The organism is Phycisphaerales bacterium AB-hyl4 (genome assembly GCA_041821185.1).
Classification (GTDB): domain Bacteria; phylum Planctomycetota; class Phycisphaerae; order Phycisphaerales; family Phycisphaeraceae; genus Natronomicrosphaera; species Natronomicrosphaera hydrolytica.
The window spans coordinates 158322-174930 of sequence record JBGUBD010000003.1 but is presented as its reverse complement, the minus strand read 5'-3'; the positions used below and the strand labels follow the sequence as shown (position 1 = coordinate 174930).

Annotated in this window: 15 protein-coding genes; 4 read left to right on the top strand and 11 right to left on the bottom strand. The window is 63.7% G+C overall.

The window, feature by feature from the left end; translation table 11 throughout:
* Nucleotides 1–11: 11 nt before the first annotated feature.
* From ACERK3_05375 to mnmA, 3 genes are all read right to left on the bottom strand, one after another.
* Nucleotides 12–1247: a lysylphosphatidylglycerol synthase transmembrane domain-containing protein gene (locus tag ACERK3_05375; GenBank protein MFA9477723.1), complete on the bottom strand. Its 1236-nt coding sequence runs from the start codon at nt 1245–1247 to the stop codon at nt 12–14.
* 73 nt (nt 1248–1320) lie between these two features.
* On the bottom strand, nt 1321–1746 hold the full coding sequence (locus ACERK3_05370) for a universal stress protein (GenBank protein ID MFA9477722.1): 426 nt from the start codon (nt 1744–1746) through the stop codon (nt 1321–1323).
* A gap of 87 nt (nt 1747–1833) precedes the next feature.
* Nucleotides 1834–3021: a tRNA 2-thiouridine(34) synthase MnmA gene (gene mnmA / locus ACERK3_05365; protein ID MFA9477721.1), complete on the bottom strand. Its 1188-nt coding sequence runs from the start codon at nt 3019–3021 to the stop codon at nt 1834–1836.
* A gap of 137 nt (nt 3022–3158) precedes the next feature.
* Here mnmA and ACERK3_05360 point away from each other — a divergent pair, with 137 nt between their 5' ends.
* Nucleotides 3159–4991, top strand: coding sequence for a hypothetical protein (locus ACERK3_05360; protein ID MFA9477720.1), 1833 nt, complete (start codon nt 3159–3161; stop codon nt 4989–4991).
* A gap of 19 nt (nt 4992–5010) precedes the next feature.
* On the opposite strand, the gene ACERK3_05355 is transcribed toward ACERK3_05360, so the two are convergent.
* Entirely contained in the window at nt 5011–6051 is a 1041-nt protein-coding gene (locus ACERK3_05355; GenBank protein MFA9477719.1) for a M28 family peptidase, read from the bottom strand.
* Between the two features lie 175 nt (nt 6052–6226).
* On the opposite strand from ACERK3_05355, the gene ACERK3_05350 reads away from it, so the two are divergent.
* Nucleotides 6227–7588 (top strand): glycine--tRNA ligase, encoded by a 1362-nt coding sequence (locus ACERK3_05350; protein MFA9477718.1) that lies wholly within the window; start codon nt 6227–6229, stop codon nt 7586–7588.
* A 15-nt stretch (nt 7589–7603) separates the two neighbouring features.
* On the opposite strand, the gene ACERK3_05345 is transcribed toward ACERK3_05350, so the two are convergent.
* The 4 genes from ACERK3_05345 to thrC all read right to left on the bottom strand — a co-directional run bounded on the left by ACERK3_05345 (nt 7604) and on the right by thrC (nt 12103).
* Nucleotides 7604–8161 (bottom strand): hypothetical protein, encoded by a 558-nt coding sequence (locus tag ACERK3_05345; protein MFA9477717.1) that lies wholly within the window; start codon nt 8159–8161, stop codon nt 7604–7606.
* Nucleotides 8162–8266: 105 nt separating this feature from the next.
* Nucleotides 8267–8962, bottom strand: a complete 696-nt coding sequence (locus ACERK3_05340; GenBank protein ID MFA9477716.1) for a CPBP family intramembrane glutamic endopeptidase — start codon at nt 8960–8962, stop codon at nt 8267–8269.
* 29 nt (nt 8963–8991) lie between these two features.
* Nucleotides 8992–10521, bottom strand: a complete 1530-nt coding sequence (proS, locus tag ACERK3_05335) for a proline--tRNA ligase (protein ID MFA9477715.1) — start codon at nt 10519–10521, stop codon at nt 8992–8994.
* Nucleotides 10522–10615: 94 nt separating this feature from the next.
* Nucleotides 10616–12103 (bottom strand): threonine synthase, encoded by a 1488-nt coding sequence (gene thrC / locus ACERK3_05330; protein MFA9477714.1) that lies wholly within the window; start codon nt 12101–12103, stop codon nt 10616–10618.
* Between the two features lie 308 nt (nt 12104–12411).
* Here thrC and ACERK3_05325 point away from each other — a divergent pair, with 308 nt between their 5' ends.
* Nucleotides 12412–12747, top strand: a complete 336-nt coding sequence (locus ACERK3_05325) for a hypothetical protein (GenBank protein ID MFA9477713.1) — start codon at nt 12412–12414, stop codon at nt 12745–12747.
* Here the strand turns inward: ACERK3_05325 and ACERK3_05320 are convergent.
* Nucleotides 12699–14075, bottom strand: coding sequence for a hypothetical protein (locus ACERK3_05320; protein MFA9477712.1), 1377 nt, complete (start codon nt 14073–14075; stop codon nt 12699–12701). The genes ACERK3_05325 and ACERK3_05320 overlap by 49 nt on opposite strands.
* 71 nt (nt 14076–14146) lie before the next feature.
* Here ACERK3_05320 and ACERK3_05315 point away from each other — a divergent pair, with 71 nt between their 5' ends.
* On the top strand, nt 14147–14677 hold the full coding sequence (locus ACERK3_05315) for an HIT domain-containing protein (protein ID MFA9477711.1): 531 nt from the start codon (nt 14147–14149) through the stop codon (nt 14675–14677).
* A gap of 62 nt (nt 14678–14739) precedes the next feature.
* On the opposite strand, the gene ACERK3_05310 is transcribed toward ACERK3_05315, so the two are convergent.
* Both ACERK3_05310 and ACERK3_05305 read right to left on the bottom strand, forming a co-directional pair.
* Nucleotides 14740–15489: a glucosamine-6-phosphate deaminase gene (locus tag ACERK3_05310; GenBank protein MFA9477710.1), complete on the bottom strand. Its 750-nt coding sequence runs from the start codon at nt 15487–15489 to the stop codon at nt 14740–14742.
* A 47-nt stretch (nt 15490–15536) separates the two neighbouring features.
* Nucleotides 15537–16589, bottom strand: a complete 1053-nt coding sequence (locus tag ACERK3_05305) for a LacI family DNA-binding transcriptional regulator (GenBank protein MFA9477709.1) — start codon at nt 16587–16589, stop codon at nt 15537–15539.
* Between the last annotated feature and the right edge of the window lie 20 nt (nt 16590–16609).

The following is a 16609-nucleotide window of genomic DNA, read 5'->3' as shown; positions in this document are numbered from 1 at the left end:
CACAACCGAGGCTATCGCGCCGCCAGCGTCTGCTCGCTCGGCGTTTCATCATCCGCCATCGCCTCGTCTTGCGGAAACAGATGCATGCCGCCACGCAATACGTACACGGACCCCAACAGCCCGTACACCAGCAGGTACAGCCGACCCAACAGCAACATGCCAACGATCTGATTCACCGTCGCGCCCGCGCCCGCCTCACCGCCCGCGGCCGGCAGCCCCAGCAGCAGCGCAAACGCAACGCCTTCCATCACACCCAGCCCCTGGTACGTGATCGGCAGCGAGCCGACGAAATACACGATCGGCAGCACCACCAGCAACACCCCCAACGACAGATCGATCCCCAGCGCCCAACCCGCCAACGCCGTCGCTAGCATCTGTGCCAAGTGAGCCGGCAACGACACCATCACCGCGCCCAGCACCGCCCCAGGCTGCGACCGATACGCAAGCGCCGCCTGGTCGATCCGCGTCAGCACGCTCCCCTCTCCCAGCCGACGCTGTAGCCAGTCGATGCCCACCCATCGGCGGAACCGCTGCGAAAAGTAACCCATCGCGAACACCACCAGCGCCAGCATCACCAGCCAGACCACCAGCGTCAACGATCGCACCATCGGATCGTCCAGCAGCAGCAAGCCCACCAGCCCGGCCAGCAAAATGATCGACAGCAACCCCGCCACCCGGTCGAACACCACGCTCATCACCGCAGCACCCCGTCGGCCAGATCCCTTCGCAGCGTAGTACGCCTTGACCAGGTCGCCGCCCGTCATACCCGGCATGCAGAAATTGAAAAACTGCCCCACCAGCGTCAGCCGAAACGCCTTCGTCATCCCCGGGTCCAGCCCCTGCGAGCGCAGCAGCATCAGCCAGCGAGCCGTTTGCAAGAACGGCAACGTCCCGACCAGCAACACCCCCGCCACCACCAGCGACCACCGCGCACCCGCCAGCGTGCTGACAACCCCCCGCTCATACTGCACGTCCGCGGGCCCGCCACCGACCCGCTCGGCATCCAGCGACATCGTCTCGCCCGCCCCAAGTTCGCTCGGCAGCTGAACCACCACCCGGTCACCCGCACGCCCCGGCTCACCGTCGATCAGTCGAACCCGCTCCGCCGCCGCCAGCGTGCTGCCATCGGGCAGAGTCGTCCCCACAGGCAGCACCAGTTGGTCCGACCACGTCAACGACCACGCGATAAACGCCAGCCCCGCCAGGGCGAGTGCCAATCGAAGCAGGTTGCTCAGCTGCCGCTGCATGCCCGCAATGGTAGCGGCACACCGCGTCAAGGGTAGTTGCGGGGTTGAAGATGCTGCGGAGCCTGACGGCTGGTCAGACCGAGCCGTCCCAGTTGGCCGGGCACAGCAGCACGGGCAGGTTGGTCTGCCGGATGAGGTTGCTCGGCACGTCGCCGGCGATCAGGCGTTTGAGTACGCCCTTGCCGGTCAGCCCGAGCACGATGAGCGTGCATTGCCGGGCCTTGGCGGTGTTGAGGATGGCCTTGGACGTGTCGTCGGAAAAGAGCATGACGCCATCGGTTTTAACCCCCGCGTCGCGCAGCCCCTCGGTCATGAGGTGCAGCGTCTGTTCGCCGCGCTGGGTCGCGTCGGACTCGTGCTCATCCTCGTCCTGGAGCTGGGCCACATGCGCCACCACCGCCTCGGCATCCAGCCGGGCAGCCAGGTCCGCCAACGGCCCGACGAGCTTCTCGCTCGCCCAGGGCGAAGACACTGCAATCAACATCCGCGTTCGACTCATCCACACGCTCCCAAGGCTCGGAATCCCGAGTTGGTACCACACCCGGGCCTTGGGGTCAAAATCGCGATACGCCCCGAACCGCCGCAATCATCGCGTGGCCGAGTCAATCCACCCCCCGCCCATCACCGCGTCGCCGTCGTAGCAGACCACGGCCTGCCCGGGTGTCACCGCGTCGACAGGCTCGGTAAACCGCACCTCCAGCACATCTTCACCACTTCCGGGGGTCGCTCGCACCTCCGCCGACACGGGTTGGCTGTTGTAACGCACCTTCGCCTCACAAGGGCGCCAGTCGGTCGGCACATCATCAATCAGCCAGTTCGTGTCGCGAGCGGTGCAGCCGGTCGCGAGCAGGTCATCCTTCTGGCCGACGGTGATGGTATTGCCCTGCGGGTCGCGGTGCGTCACGTAGATCGGATACCCCAGTGCAATGCCCAGCCCTCGCCGCTGGCCGATGGTGTAATGCTGGTGGCCCGGGTGCCTGCCCACCTTGTTACCCTCGGCATCAAGCACGTCGCCTTCCTCCACCAGGTCGGGCGAGCGCCGCCGAACGAGCCTTGCATAATCGTTGTCCGGCACGAAGCAGATCTCCTGGCTGTCCGGCTTATCGAACACCGGCAGATCAAACTCCTCCGCCAACTGTCGCACTGCCGACTTCTCCAGGTCCCCAATGGGCAGCATCATGTGGTCGATGCGGTCGCGTGGCGAGCCGAACAACACATAGCTCTGATCCTTGTGATGATCCACCCCGCGCAGCAGCCGTGCCCGCCCCCCCGATAAAGCGCGCCCAATCCGAGCATAATGCCCCGATGCGATGTAATCCGCATCAATCGACTGCGCATAGTCGTAAAGCTTGCCGAACTTCAACCAGTCATTACATCGCACACACGGGTTCGGCGTCCGCCCCGCGTTGTACTCATCGACGAAGTAGTTGATGATCCGCCCGAAGTCTTTCTTGAAATTGAGCACATAAAACGGAATGTCGAGCATCGCCGCGACAAGTCGAGCGTCGGACGCATCGTTCACCGAGCAGCAGCCCTGCCGATTGGCCTTGGGCTGCTTGGTCGGATCGCAAGCGCCTTCGAACATGTTGTCGTACCCCTCCGCCGCCTCGACCGAGTCGTCGGACCCGAGGCGCATGAAGCAGCCGACGACCTCGTAGCCCTCCCGCTTGAGCAGGGCTGCGGTCACGGAGCTGTCCACGCCGCCGGACATGGCGACGAGCACCTTGCCGCGTCTGGGCGAGCCGGGCCGGGGATTTGGGGTCGACGAAGCCATAGTCGACCATTTTAGCCGATTGACACAGCCGCGGGCAGATATGATGATCGCTTAGGTAGGATGGCACGGCGTGTTCTCATTTAGCCGCGGTGCTTGCACCGCGCGTTCGGGCTCATTTTCACACGAGGATCCACATCATGATGCGACAGTACCTGCTCTGCTTGACGGTGGCAGCCACGATGGTGCTCAGCCTCACAGCCAGCCCGCGCGCCTTCGCCAACGCGGACGCGGCACTTCGCCTCGTCTCCGCCGATGCGGACGTCGCGGTTGTCGTGCCCAGCCTCGCCTCGCTCAACGAGCAGGTCGCCGAGCTTCGGCAGGCACTCAACCTGCCGTTTGAAGAGATGGACGACATCGTCGGCATGATGTTCCGTCAAGCCGGCATGAGCGACGGCGTCGACAACTCAGGGCCCATGGTGCTCTCGATTTTCAACCTCGGTCAGGCCATCGACACCGGCGGTCGGCCGGGCATGACTCTGCTCATCCCCGTGCGCAACTACCAGTCGTTCGTAGGCAACTTTGACGGCAACCCGCGCGACGACGTCGCCGTGCTCACCATGGCCGGCGGCCAGACCGCCTTCTCCCGACAGCTCGACAACTTCGCTGTGCTCAGCGATCAGCGCGAGCTCGCCGAGGCCTACACCGCCGACGGCGACCCCGCCGTGCTGCGGGCCCACGCCGGCAGTGTCGGCAGCAAATACCTCGACGAAGCCAGCCTCGCCGTCTACCTCAACCTCGACGCCATCGGCCCGGCGCTGATCAACCTCATCGAACAGGTCCCCGACATGCTCGGCGACGACTTCGCCATGATGACCGAGTTCGGCATGGACGAAGCCACCGTTGAAGCGTCCCGCGCCATGCAACAGCTCTACGCCGACGGCTCGCGATCCATGATCGAAAGCGTGCAGTCGATCGTCTTCGCCTTTGACCTGACCGAACGCGGCCTTGGCATGACGCAGACCTTCCAACTGCGCGACAACTCGCCGCTGCGAGAACTGTTCCCCGGCACACCCAGCGACGCCGCGAGCGAACTCGCCCGCCTGCCCGACCGCCCGTTCCTGTTCGCCACCGCCGTCGACGACCGCCCCATCCGCTTCAACCGCATGATCAAAGCCTTGCTCGGCGTCATGCCCGAAGAGCAGCTTGCCATGTTCGGCCCCGTCGAGCAGTCGATCGCGTTGCTCGACCAGACCCACGCCTATGCCTCCGCCTTCTACGTGCCCGACCAGGCCGCCATGATGGGCGGCGGCCTGCTGAACATGCTCAGCACCTACCGCGTCGAAGACACCGACGCCTACCTCGCCGCGTGGCGTAACACCATCGAACAGATGGACGAGCAGGAAGTCGACCTGCCCGAAGGCGTCGACGGCCAGCCCGCAGGCACGGTAAGCTTCCGCGGCACGTATACCGACGATGCCCTCCAGATCGACGGTGTGCAGATCGCCCAGTACCAGATTCAGTTTGACATGCCCGCCGAGCTTATGCAGCAGATGGACAACCCCTTCGCCGCCGGCATGGGCGCGATGTCGTACGGCGGGTACATCGCCGGCAAGGGCGATCACATCATCATGACCACCACCACCGACCCGCAGATCATGCGTGCCGCCCTCCGTGCACTCGATCAGCCGACCGGCATCGGCGCCGCCGGCGCGATCGCCGACATTCGCGACCACGCGATGCCCCCCAACGCCGCCGCCGAAAGCTACGTCAGTCTGCAAGGCATGGCACAGATGGGCAACCTGCTGCTGATGATGTTCGGCGGCGAGCCGATCGAAGTGCCCGCCGACGTTCCGCCCATCGCCATGGGCCTCGGCGTTGAAGACGACGGCGTCGCGTTGCGACTGTTCGTGCCCACCGGCGCGATGAAAGCCGTGGGCGACGCCGTCGAGCAACTCGCCCCGCTGTTCGGCGCCGTCGGCCCGATGATGCCCACGCAGCAACAGGATCGCGATCGCCGACCGCCCTATTAATGCCATCACCCACGCAGGCCTACCGCCGGGCCATCGCCTCGACCACACCCGCCAGCCCCGTCACCACGCGGGCCATGCGGTTGTAATCAAGCCGCTCGGCCGTGTCGCCGGGGCCGTGGTAATGCGGATCGCGAAATGGCAGCGTGTCCGTGACCATGAAGCCCGGGTAGCCGTGCTGCCAGAACGCCCAGTGATCTGACCAGCCCACGCCCGCGATCGCGCCCGGCAGCGCCGCGCCTTGCGACGGAAACGCTGCCGACGCCCGAAACGCGCCGACCGCCTCGCGCACCAGCCCCGCGTCGCGCGTTCGGCCGACGAAGGCAAGAAAATCGCCCTCGCTCGGATACACCCAACCGATCGCCCCCACGGGATACTGCTGACTGCTCGCCGACTCGTCGTAATAGCCGATGCCGTCCATCGACATCATCGCGATGATGTCATCGCCACGTCGGGCCATGTCGCGGGCATACTGGTAGCTGCCCATGTCCTCGGTCTGAAAGAAAGGCGGCTCCTCGTTGACAAACGAGATGAACCGCAACGTCACAGGCTGCGGCCGATCCTGAAAATGCCTCGCCAGTTCAATCAGCGCCGCCACACCGGAGGCGTTGTCGTTCGCGCCGGGCGAGCCTGGCACCGTATCGTAATGCGCCGCGACCACGACGATCCGCTCCGGCGTGTCCGTGCCCGGCACCTCGGCGATGATGTTCTCCACCGATTCACCGTCGACGGAGTAGGTATGGCGCTCCGGCGTATAGCCGACCTCGCGAAACGCGTCCGACACATACGCCGCCGCCTCGGCAAGCGAGCCCTCGGCGTTCATGTTCCGCTCGCCGATCCCCTCCGCCAGCGCACGCACATGCTCCGCGAGACGATCGCGCAGCTCGGCCTGCTCCGTCGTCAACTCCGGCAAGGGCCCCCGATGGCTCTGCCCCGGCATCCACATCATGTAAACTCCCGCCCCCGCCAAAATCGCCGCCAACACCAACAGCCGCACCATCGCACCCCGCGACACGAGTTTGAACCACCGACCACGCTGTACTTGTTCCCCGCTCTGATCCATCACTCTCCATTGTACCCCCGCCCCTGCCAAGGGCGGCACAACGCAAGCCACTCAGCCCGCCCCAACGCCCACACCGACCTGCTATCATGCCCCACTTATCGCAACCCGCCTCGAAGGACGTTCAACCATGCCCGAACCCGCCACCACCCCCGGTACTGCCCCGCAATCCAAGTCCATGGAGGACATCGTCGCCCTCTGCCGTCGCCGCGGCTTCGTCTTCCAAAGCTCCGAAATCTACGGCGGCATCAACGGCTTCTGGGACTACGGCCCCCTCGGCGTCCTGCTGAAAAAAAACCTCAAAGACGCATGGTGGAATGACATCATCACCTGCCCCGACGACGGTCCCGACGGCAAACCCCTCGACATGGTGGGCCTCGATGCCACCATCATTATGAACCCAAAGGTGTGGGTCGCCTCCGGCCACGTCGGCGGCTTCAGCGATCCCATGGTCGACTGCCGCGAATGCAAATCCCGCTTCCGCGCCGACCACATGGACGAATACCCCTGTCCGTTGAAGCCGAGTAAAAAAGCAGGTGGGTTTGAAAAGTGCAGCCTCACCGAAGCGCGTGAATTTAACCTGATGTTCGAAACATACGTCGGCGCGATTCGTAACGAAGACGCCAAGGCTTACCTTCGCCCTGAGACGGCGCAAGGCATCTTCGCTAACTTCGACAACGTCGTGAACACCAGCCGTGTCAAAGTTCCCTTCGGCATTGCGCAGATCGGCAAGGCCTTCCGCAACGAAGTCACGCCGCGCAATTTCACCTTCCGCTCGCGCGAGTTTGAGCAGATGGAGATCGAATTTTTCATTCGCCCCGACTCGGCTGAGGAGTGGTACAAGTTCTGGCGCGACACGCGCTACGCGTGGTGGAAAGCCATCGGCCTCGCCGGCGACAACCTCACCCTCCGCGAACACGACCGCGACGAACTCGCCCACTACGCGAAGGAAGGCGCCGGCACGAGCGACATCGAATATCGCTTCCCCTTCACCGCGCCCGGCTTCGGCGAGCTCGAAGGCGTCGCCCACCGCACGGACTACGACCTCCGCCAGCACGCGGAGCACTCGGGCCTCGGCGACAAACTCAAGTACTTCGACCAGGAGCGCAACGAACGCTACTTCCCGCATGTCATCGAACCCTCCGCCGGCGCGGACCGCGGTACGCTGGCCGTGCTTTGCGAAGCCTATACCCCGACGCCGGAGCGTAAGGGCAGCAAAGTGGTGATGAAGTTCCACCCGCGCCTCGCGCCGATCAAGGCGGCCGTGTTCCCGCTGGTGAACAAGGAAGGCATGCCCGAGGTTGCGGAGAAGCTGTACCGGCAGTTGCGGAAGAAGTACAGCATCGAGTTCGACGTGAAGCAGTCGATCGGCAAGCGCTACGCCCGCATGGACGAGGCAGGCACGCCCTACTGCTTCACCGTCGACGGCGACACGCTGACCGACAATACCGTCACCGTCCGCGACCGCGACACCGCATCACAAGACCGCATCGCGATCGACAAGGTCGAAGCGTTCCTGGCCGAGAAGATCGGCGGGTGAGAGCGGTAGTCCGGATCACCGACGCACCCGCTCCAACCACGCCCCCGGAAGGCCGTCAGGCCACCACCATGTCCACGCGTCGGGCTCCTGCTTGAAGCGGATGTATTGTCGGGCCCGCTCGTAATGACTCGCATCCCGCACCGGCTTGAAGTCGCCGCCATCCGCCCAGATACGGCCGGGCATTTCACAACGCACCGCCAACGAACTCATCGCCTTCGCGCGACCGATGATTCGTTTCGCCTCGGTCGCAACGATCGGCAACGCGACGAGCAGATGCGCGTGCATGCATCCCACCGCCGCTGCGACGATCGGATGCCCTTGCGTGTGCAGATAAGCGACCAACTGTTGCCCAAGCAATGAACGTAATGGCTGGGTGATAAAGATCGGCCGATGAAGCTTTGCGTTCAGATGTTCGCGCAGGCGGGCGTGTTCGTGCTTGGGTGGTGGATTTCGGTAATCGCCGGAGCTGTGTATGCGATGCCGGCGGGAGCGGAAGCCGCGCGGGTCGGCGGGGTTCCAGCTGCGTTTCGTGCCGAAGGTGACGTGACGCCATATCGTGCCCGGAGGTGGCATGGGGGCAGTATAGTCGATCGATCCGGACTTCCGCTGCGATCCAGTCCGGCGTGTGAGAAAAACACCCGACGCCGGACTGGAGCGCAGCGGAAGTCCGGATGCCTTTCACCCCCCAAAAATCATGATGTAGCCGATACCGAAAATGATCACATCGGCAAACAGGTGGCTGACATACGCCCCCCAGATGTCGCGATAGCGCAGGTAGATCCACGACCACGTCGCACCGCCGACGAAGACGCCCAGCGAAGCGATGACGGTGATGCCGAAATCGAAAAAGACCGACAGCGCGATGATGTGATGCAGCGTAAAAAACAACGCAGACAACCCCACCGCCACATAGCGCGACGCGATCGCTTCGCAGCGGGTGAATACGAACCATCGCCAGACATACTCTTCCAGCAACGAATTGATGGTGCACCAATAGACAGCCATGCCCAGGTAAAGCAGCGGCGAAGTGAGGCCGACTGCGATCGCCTGCTCGCGGACGATTGTTTCGTCAATGATGTGTCGGCCGATCAGCAGGTAACCCAGCCCGATGCCTGCGACGATGATCGACCCCGTCACCACCCCCGCCAACAGCCCCGCACGCGTAGGCCGAGGCATGCGGATTCGGCCCCGCTCAATCAGCAGGAACCATGCCAGGGGGAACAAGGCCAGCCATATCTTTGAGAACGTCCAAACGCCCTTGCCCACGGCCGTATCGGGCATGGCGATCATCGCAAGAAACACACCGATGCTCGGCATGGGCACGAGCAGCAGCAACGCGATCGCAGCGCGGCGAGCGGGAGCGTTCAAGGTCATGCGTCAATGCCCCCTCATCGTGCCATGGTTCAGTAAGACTTCGCCCACACAACGCGCTTCGGGCTCGGTTTGCCGGTAAAGATGCACCTTCCTTCGCCCTCTTCGCCGAGCGGGTCGGTGAAGGGGATGCAGCGGATCGTCACGCCGAGGTCTTTTTGCACCTTCGCTGCAACATCTTCATCGCCGCACCAGTGCGCCAGCGCGAAGCCGCCGTGGATCTCCGGCTGCTCCTTGTTCTTCGGCGTGAAGAACTTGTAAAACTTCTCACGATCCTTGAACCCACGCATATGCTCGTCACGATGCGCTTTCGCGCGATCGAACAACGCCTGCTGCATCTCGTCGAGATACTGCGTGAGCTGCTCGACAAACTGCTGACGGGGCACGCTCTGCTTTTCCTTCGGGCTCTTGTCCCGACGGGCCATGAACACCGCGTCGTCCGCCATATCGCGCGGGCCGACTTCCAGGCGGATCGGCACGCCCTTTTTCACCCACTCCCAGTTCTTGTCGCCGCCGCGCAGGTCGCGCGTGTCGACCTCGACCTCAATGCGTCGGCCGTGATAGTAAAGCTGCCGCAACTCGGTCGCGAGATTGTTGCAGTAGTCGATCACCTTCTGCGGGTCGTCGGCCTTGAAGGTGATGGGCAGGATGACCACGTGGGCCGGCGCGAGCTTGGGCGGGAGCACGAGGCCGTCGTCGTCAGCGTGGGCCATGATCAGCCCGCCGATGAGTCGAGTGGAGACGCCCCATGAAGTCGTCCACGCATGCTTGCGTTCGCCATCCGCGTCGAGAAACTCGATATCCTGCGCCTTAGCGAAGTTCTGGCCGAGGAAATGCGACGTCCCCGCCTGCAACGCCTTGCGGTCCTGCATCATCGGCTCGAACGTATACGTATCCACCGCGCCCGGGAACTTTTCGCCTTCACTTTTCTTGCCCTTGATCACCGGCAACGCCATCCAGTTCTCTGCGAAGTCGACGTAGACGTCGAGCATCTTCAACGTTTCTTCGACCGCTTCTTCCTTTGTCGCGTGAGCCGTGTGACCTTCCTGCCAGAGAAACTCACTGGTGCGCAGGAACAGCCGTGTGCGGAGCTCCCAACGGACGACGTTGGCCCACTGGTTAATCAGCAGCGGCAGATCGCGATAGCTTTCGACCCATCGGCTAAACGCGTCGCCGATGATCATCTCGCTCGTCGGCCGAACGATCAAAGGCTCGTCCAGCTTCGCGTCGGGATCAGGGATCAGTCCGCCGTCAGCGCCTTCGATGAGACGATGATGCGTGACGACCGCGCACTCTTTCGCGAAGCCCTCGACGTGCTCAGCTTCCTTCTCAAGAAAGCTCTTGGGGATGAACAGCGGGAAATAGGCATTGCGATGGCCGGTCGCTTTGAACATGTCGTCGAGCGTGCGCTGGATGTTTTCCCAGAGCGCGTAGCCCCATGGCTTGATCACCATGCAGCCGCGCACCGGCGACGACTCGGCCATGTCCGCGGCGCGGACGACCTGCTGATACCACTCGGGGTAGTTTTCTTGACGGGTGGGCGTGATTGCGGTTTTAGCCATGGTTCGTCAACGGTTGTTGTCGTGTTTCGTGTCTGACCCGCAGGGCCGACTGACGGCGCGAGCGCCCTGCGGGGCGGCCGCGAAACGTGGGGGATCAATATTCGGTTACTGGCAGATGCGGGTGCGGGTCGCCGCCGTCGGGGCGGGGTGGAACCTCGTCCGCTCCAACGGCCTTGATGATCGCTTCCAGATCGTCCGGCACGGGAATCGGTGGATTCGCCAGTCGGCCGGTGACTTTTTTGCGTGGCGCCGTGTCCTGAATGGCTTTCACGTCGAGGCCGGTGTGATAGGTCACGGTGGCGTCGGGGTCTTTGAGCACGTGGCCGGTGAGGATGCACACGACGCGCTCATCGCGGCTGATGACGCCTTCCTCGATGAGTTGGCGTGCCCCGGCGACGGAGGCGGCACTGGCCGGCTCGCAGCCGAAGCCGTATCGGCCGACGAGGGCCTTGTGTTCGAGGATGGTTTCGTCGTCGACTTCGCGAACGACGCCGTTCATGATGTCCAGCGAGCGTAGCGCCTTGGGCAGGTTCACGGGGTGGCCGATCTCGATGGCGCTGGCGATGGTGTGGGCATGAACGTCGGCGGCATCCATCTCCGAGAAAAACTGACGCACCTTTTCACGATCGTATCGGCCGCCGTTCCACGTCAGGCCATGCTCGTTGACGAGCTTATGCAGCGGATTCGCGCCCGCAGCCTGGATCACAGCCAGACGGGGGATCTGCGTGATGAGGCCGAGCTCTTTGAGTTCGCTGAACGCTTTGCCGAACGCCGCGCAGTTGCCCAGGTTGCCCCCGGGCACGACGATCCAGTCGGGAACCTGCCAATCGAGCGCTTCTAGCACGCGAAACATGATGCTCTTCTGGCCTTCGAGGCGGAAGGGGTTGACACTGTTCATCAGGTAGATGCCCAGGTCGGGATGTTCGACGGTGATCTGTCGCACACGGCGGAGGCAGGCGTCGAAGTCGCCTTGCACCTGAAGCGTGCGAGCGCCGTATTCGAGTGCTTGCGAGAGCTTGCCGTAGGCGATCTTGCCCGAGCCGATGAAGACGATGCCGGTCATCTCCGACAGCGACGCGAACATGGCAAGGCTGGCGGAGGTATTGCCCGTGCTGGCACAGGCGACGCGCTTGGCGCCGACGAGCCGAGCGTGGGTGAACGCGGCGGTCATGCCGTTGTCTTTGAACGAGCCGGAGGGGTTGAGGCCCTCGTACTGGAGGAAGAGGTTGCCTGGCTTGTGGTTGATCTGCTTCGCGAGCAGTTGGGCGTCCTGGAGGTTCGTCCGTCCTTCGCCGATGGTGACGATGTTGTCTGTGTCGCGGTAGAAGGGCATCAGTTCGCGGAAGCGCCAGACACCGGAGAAGTCGAGTCGGCCCTGGCCGTGCTCGCCCTTGGTCATCCAGCGCTTTTCGAACATGCCGAACGATCGTGGCGGGCGTGCCTTATCCCAGTTGTAGCGGATATCAAGCAGGGACTGCCTGTTCTGCTTCGCACAGACGGGGCAGGCGACGTGGACTTCGCCCACGTCGAAGGTGGCCTGGCAGTCGGGATCGAGGCATTGCTGGTATGCGGTATCGCTCATTCGTGGCTCGTGGGTTCGGCGTTTAGAGCGGGAATTGTAGCAGGAAGCCGGGGCGGTTGAGATGGCAGAGCGAGCTTCAGTCGGCTGATGGGTTCAGCCCATCTAACAACGTCGCAAAAGCAGGTAGCGTCATGGACTCGACCAGGCCAGGCAGGGGCAATCCCCACCCAAGGGTACATAGAAACCGTAGCGCTGAACGCGGGTCGTACTCGATGGTCATCGTTCAGCGAATGGCCATACTAGGCGGTACTAGACGACGGCGGAGCCGTTGCCGACCTTCAACCAACTTGTGCGAAGGACCGCACACCATGATTTGCTCCAAAAATAAAGCCCGGGTCACCTCCATTCGTCCAACCTGTCGAACGCCAACGCCTGCCCAAGCCACGCATCCACCCAACGATGACGCTGAGCATCCCTCGGCCGAAGCGCCAGTTCGCAGCGATGTGGTGGCCAAGGTCAAGCGACAGTTGCAACTGGGCACGTACGACGAGGAATCGAAAATTGACGCGATCCTCGACCGTCTCATTGCGGACGTCGTGGCCGCGGACGATCCGCCGCGTTCAACGCCGCCTCAAGATGCGCCGTCGAGTGATCGTCAACTCGACAACGCCGAGCGCAGTTCGCTCAACCGCGCTGGCGGGTAGAGCGCAAAACACCAATCACGTCGGCCAGTCAGTTGGGCGTTGATCACTCCCTGCCTTGCATCCGCAAGTCGCTGATCAGCTCTTGCCAGCAACGCCGGATGTTCCGCAAGCAATTGGTCGTTAGTCGCATGCAACCGCTCGAAGGCGTGCCGTCTCCGTTTGCGATTGCGATCACGATCCATCTCCCGCAGCAAGTCGCGTTTCGCCCGCACCGTCGGCCCATCCACACCAAGCACGCGATCCACGTTGTGCGGCACGTAATGCCGAAACCACACAGCCTTCGCCAGTTCGTCCTGGCCCGCCACCGGTACATCGTCAAACGGCAGATAGACATCCGCACTCACCACCGCCCGCGGTGCAAGCGGGCCGCCCTGCCACGACTCCCACCATCGTTCCATCGCCAGATCGTAAACGCCGCCGCCTTTGCCATGAATAAACACATCGCAGCCGATCGAACGCATCACCGCCGTCAGCAGCAGCGCCCGTGGAAGCAATCGCACCGCCTCGCGATTGATCGGCTCACCACGCTCGTCCACCAGCATCGGCGTGCTGTCACCAAGGTCTACAAACACCCGCCCGCGCGGCCGACCCCACTGCACAGACCACACCGGCAGTTCGACCAGTTCGCGCATCGCTGTCAGTTCCGTCAGCCCTGCCCCAAACGTACGCCGTACTGCCGTGTTGTACGCCCGCACACACCGCCACGCGTCGGCCACCATCTGTTGAATCAACTTTGCATACCCCGGCACGTCCGCCAAATCGCTGACAAACAGCACCGGCACATCCCCGCCCAGCCACGGCCGCATCAGCCGCACCGTCACCACCGCCAACTGCTCGGCAAGTGTGCGACAATTCGGCAGGCCTTCAAACGCCTCGATGATCGGCACCAATCGTTCATCATCCGCTTCCATCAGCACGCGCCGCACCGCCGCGGCATCCGCCGCAGGCTGCTCGCCGGTCGGCACGTCCGAGCGATGCGATGCGAGGCGAAGCGATCGCGTCTCGATCCGCCGACCCACCTTTCGAGGTAATTCCAATGTGAGCGCTTCATGTGCATCCTGGTCGACAATCAGATGCAGCGGCGACGCGTTGAACCGCCGACACGCTGCCATCATCGCCAGGTCTTTCGCGAGGATGCCCGGATGCCACAGCCAAGCCTGATGCCCCGTGCCGATGATCCGCCCCGGCGGGTCAGACAGTTTCCCCGTGCCGAGTCGGTCAGCGTGCTCAGCAACGCGCCGCGCGATCGCCGCGCGGTCCGCCGCGACGTCCGCCGACGGATTGCCCACCGCCCATGCATGCAATGCTGGTTCAACATACGTACGCATCGGCCCGCCAGTGTACCGGCCGCCCGGCCCGGGCGCTCGCTCGTCACGCGCACCTGCGGTACCCTGTCATCATGCGCAACGAAAACCTCTGGGCGCCTTGGCGCATCGATTACATCCGCGGCCTGAGCGACGCGAAAGACGCCGACCCCGCCGCCGACGCCGACTGCTTCCTCTGCGACGCCGCGGCCGACGGCCACGACACCGCTGCGCTCGCCGACCGCCTCATCCTGCTCCGCGATGAGCGCGGCCTGCTCATGCTCAACCGCTACCCCTACACCAACGGCCATCTGCTGATCGCCCCGCTCGACCACGTGCCCGAACTCAGCGATATGACCGCCGACCAGCGCACCGGCCTGATGGAGCTGACCGAACTGGCCACCCGCCTGCTCAAGACGGTGCTCAATCCGCAGGGCGTCAACCTCGGCATGAACCTCGGCCGATGCGCCGGTGCCGGCGTGCCAGGCCACGCCCACATGCACGTCGTCCCGCGATGGAACGGCGATGTGAATTTCATGAACGCCGTCGCCGGCGTCCGAGTCATCCCGCAAGACCTCGCCTCGGCTTACGACGATCTCAAGACCGCCCTCCCGAGCCTGACTTGATCACGCCTGATCGCGCCCGGCCGCATCAAGCCACGTCGCACTGCCGCCGCTGCCATCATCAATCACGACCGCGCCGCGGAGCTGAGCTTCGAAGCCGCCGGCTCATCAAGGTACAGCCAGACGCGATCGTGCATTTGCAGACAGGTCGCCGGGTCTTTGGGCGACACCGGGTTCTCCACCGACGCCTGCACCGCCTGCGCCTTCCGCTCGTCCGGTACGCTCACGATGATCGACTTGCTCTTGAGGATCTGCTTGATCGACATCGAAATCGCATGCGTCGGTACATCGTCAAACGTGGGGAACCAGCCTTCGCCAAGCTGCTGCTTACGGCAAGCCTCGTCCAACGCCACGACCAGGTAAGGCGACTCCGTCTCAAAGTCGGCCGGCGGATCGTTAAACGCCATATGCCCGTTCTCGCCGATGCCCACGAATGCCACATCAATCGGATGCTCGGCAATGATCGCACCGACGCGCTTGGTCTCCGCCTCCGCGTCCTCTTCACCGTTGAGATAGTGGAACGCCTTCAACGGCAGCGGCAGCCTGCTGACAAAGCGCTGCCAGAGGTAAAGACGGAAGCTCGCCGGATGCGTCAGCGGCATGCCCACGTACTCGTCCAAGTGAAACGCCGTCACCTTATGCCAGGGCAGGTCAGCCTTGGCAAGGTGTTCGAGCATCTCGAACTGGCTTGCGCCCGTGGCGACGATGATGTTCGCCTCGCCGCGCTGTTCGATCGCTTCGCGGATCAGCGGAATGCCTTGCTCCGCAGCACGTCGGCCGAGTTCCTGCTTGGTGGGGCTGATGTCGATCTGCATGATGTTGTCTCCTGATTGCGGGTGTAGGTAATTGATAATGGGTTCGATCACGGCTGGCCTGGATGCTGCGCCGAACCGCCGGCCGACGGCCGCCAGACGAAACGCATCGCCAAACTCGTACGCGTCGGCGGCGCGTCAGGTGCGTCGAGCCGACGAAACAGCTTTTCTTCAATGAGGCTAACCAGTTCCGGTTCACGCCGATCAACACTGGCCAGCGGCGGATCGAGAAAACCGGCCATATGTGCATCATTCGCTCCGACCACCGCCACGTCATCGGGCACGCGCAGGCCCCGACCCCGCAGCCAGGCGATCGCGCCCACCGCCAGTTCGTCACTCGTCGCGAGCACGGCGTCAAAGCCCACGTTCGCCCGTCCCGCCTCCCGCGCATCGAGTGCTTCGATCGCCAGTTGGCCGAAGTTGTCGGCATGGCGTTCGTCGACATCCAGCACGGCGTCCGGCGCGGGCGTGAGGCCGTGACGTCGCAGTTGATCGAGAAACGTCGACGCCTTGCCGAGGTTCGCATGCCGCGCGACCAGATACACCGGCCGACGTCGGCCCGTGGCAACCAGATGGTCGACCGCCTCGCGGATCGCGACATAACGATCGTGAACAATATTGTCCGTTCCCAGCGATGTCTCGGTCGGCTGGACGACCACCGCCGCCTTGAACGCTTGTATCGCCTGCTGCACGTCGCGCGACGCCGCGATCGTGTCGTCACTCTCCAACACGACGCCATCTATGCCGCGAACGGCAAAGTCCTTCAACGCCTCGGCGACCTGCTCCGCCGAAGCAAAGTGGTCAGCAAGGTACGTTGAATAATCATTCACCTGAAGCATCCGCGCGATCCGCCTTGCCATGAACTCACGGCCGGACGGCGAGCCGAGCCACCACAACACACCAATGGTCCGCGTCGCCTCGCCACGCAACGCGCGGGCCAGCGGATTCGTGCGATATCCCAGCGCCGCAGCCGCCTCCAGCACGCGCTGTCGGGTCGCCTCAGCAAGGCGGACATTGCTCGACCGCCCCGGCCGCAGCGCCGCCGAAGCCGCGGAGGGTGACACACCCGCTCGCCTTGCGACATCTTGTAAAGTTGACCGCATAAAGGTGATGCTACCTTGTA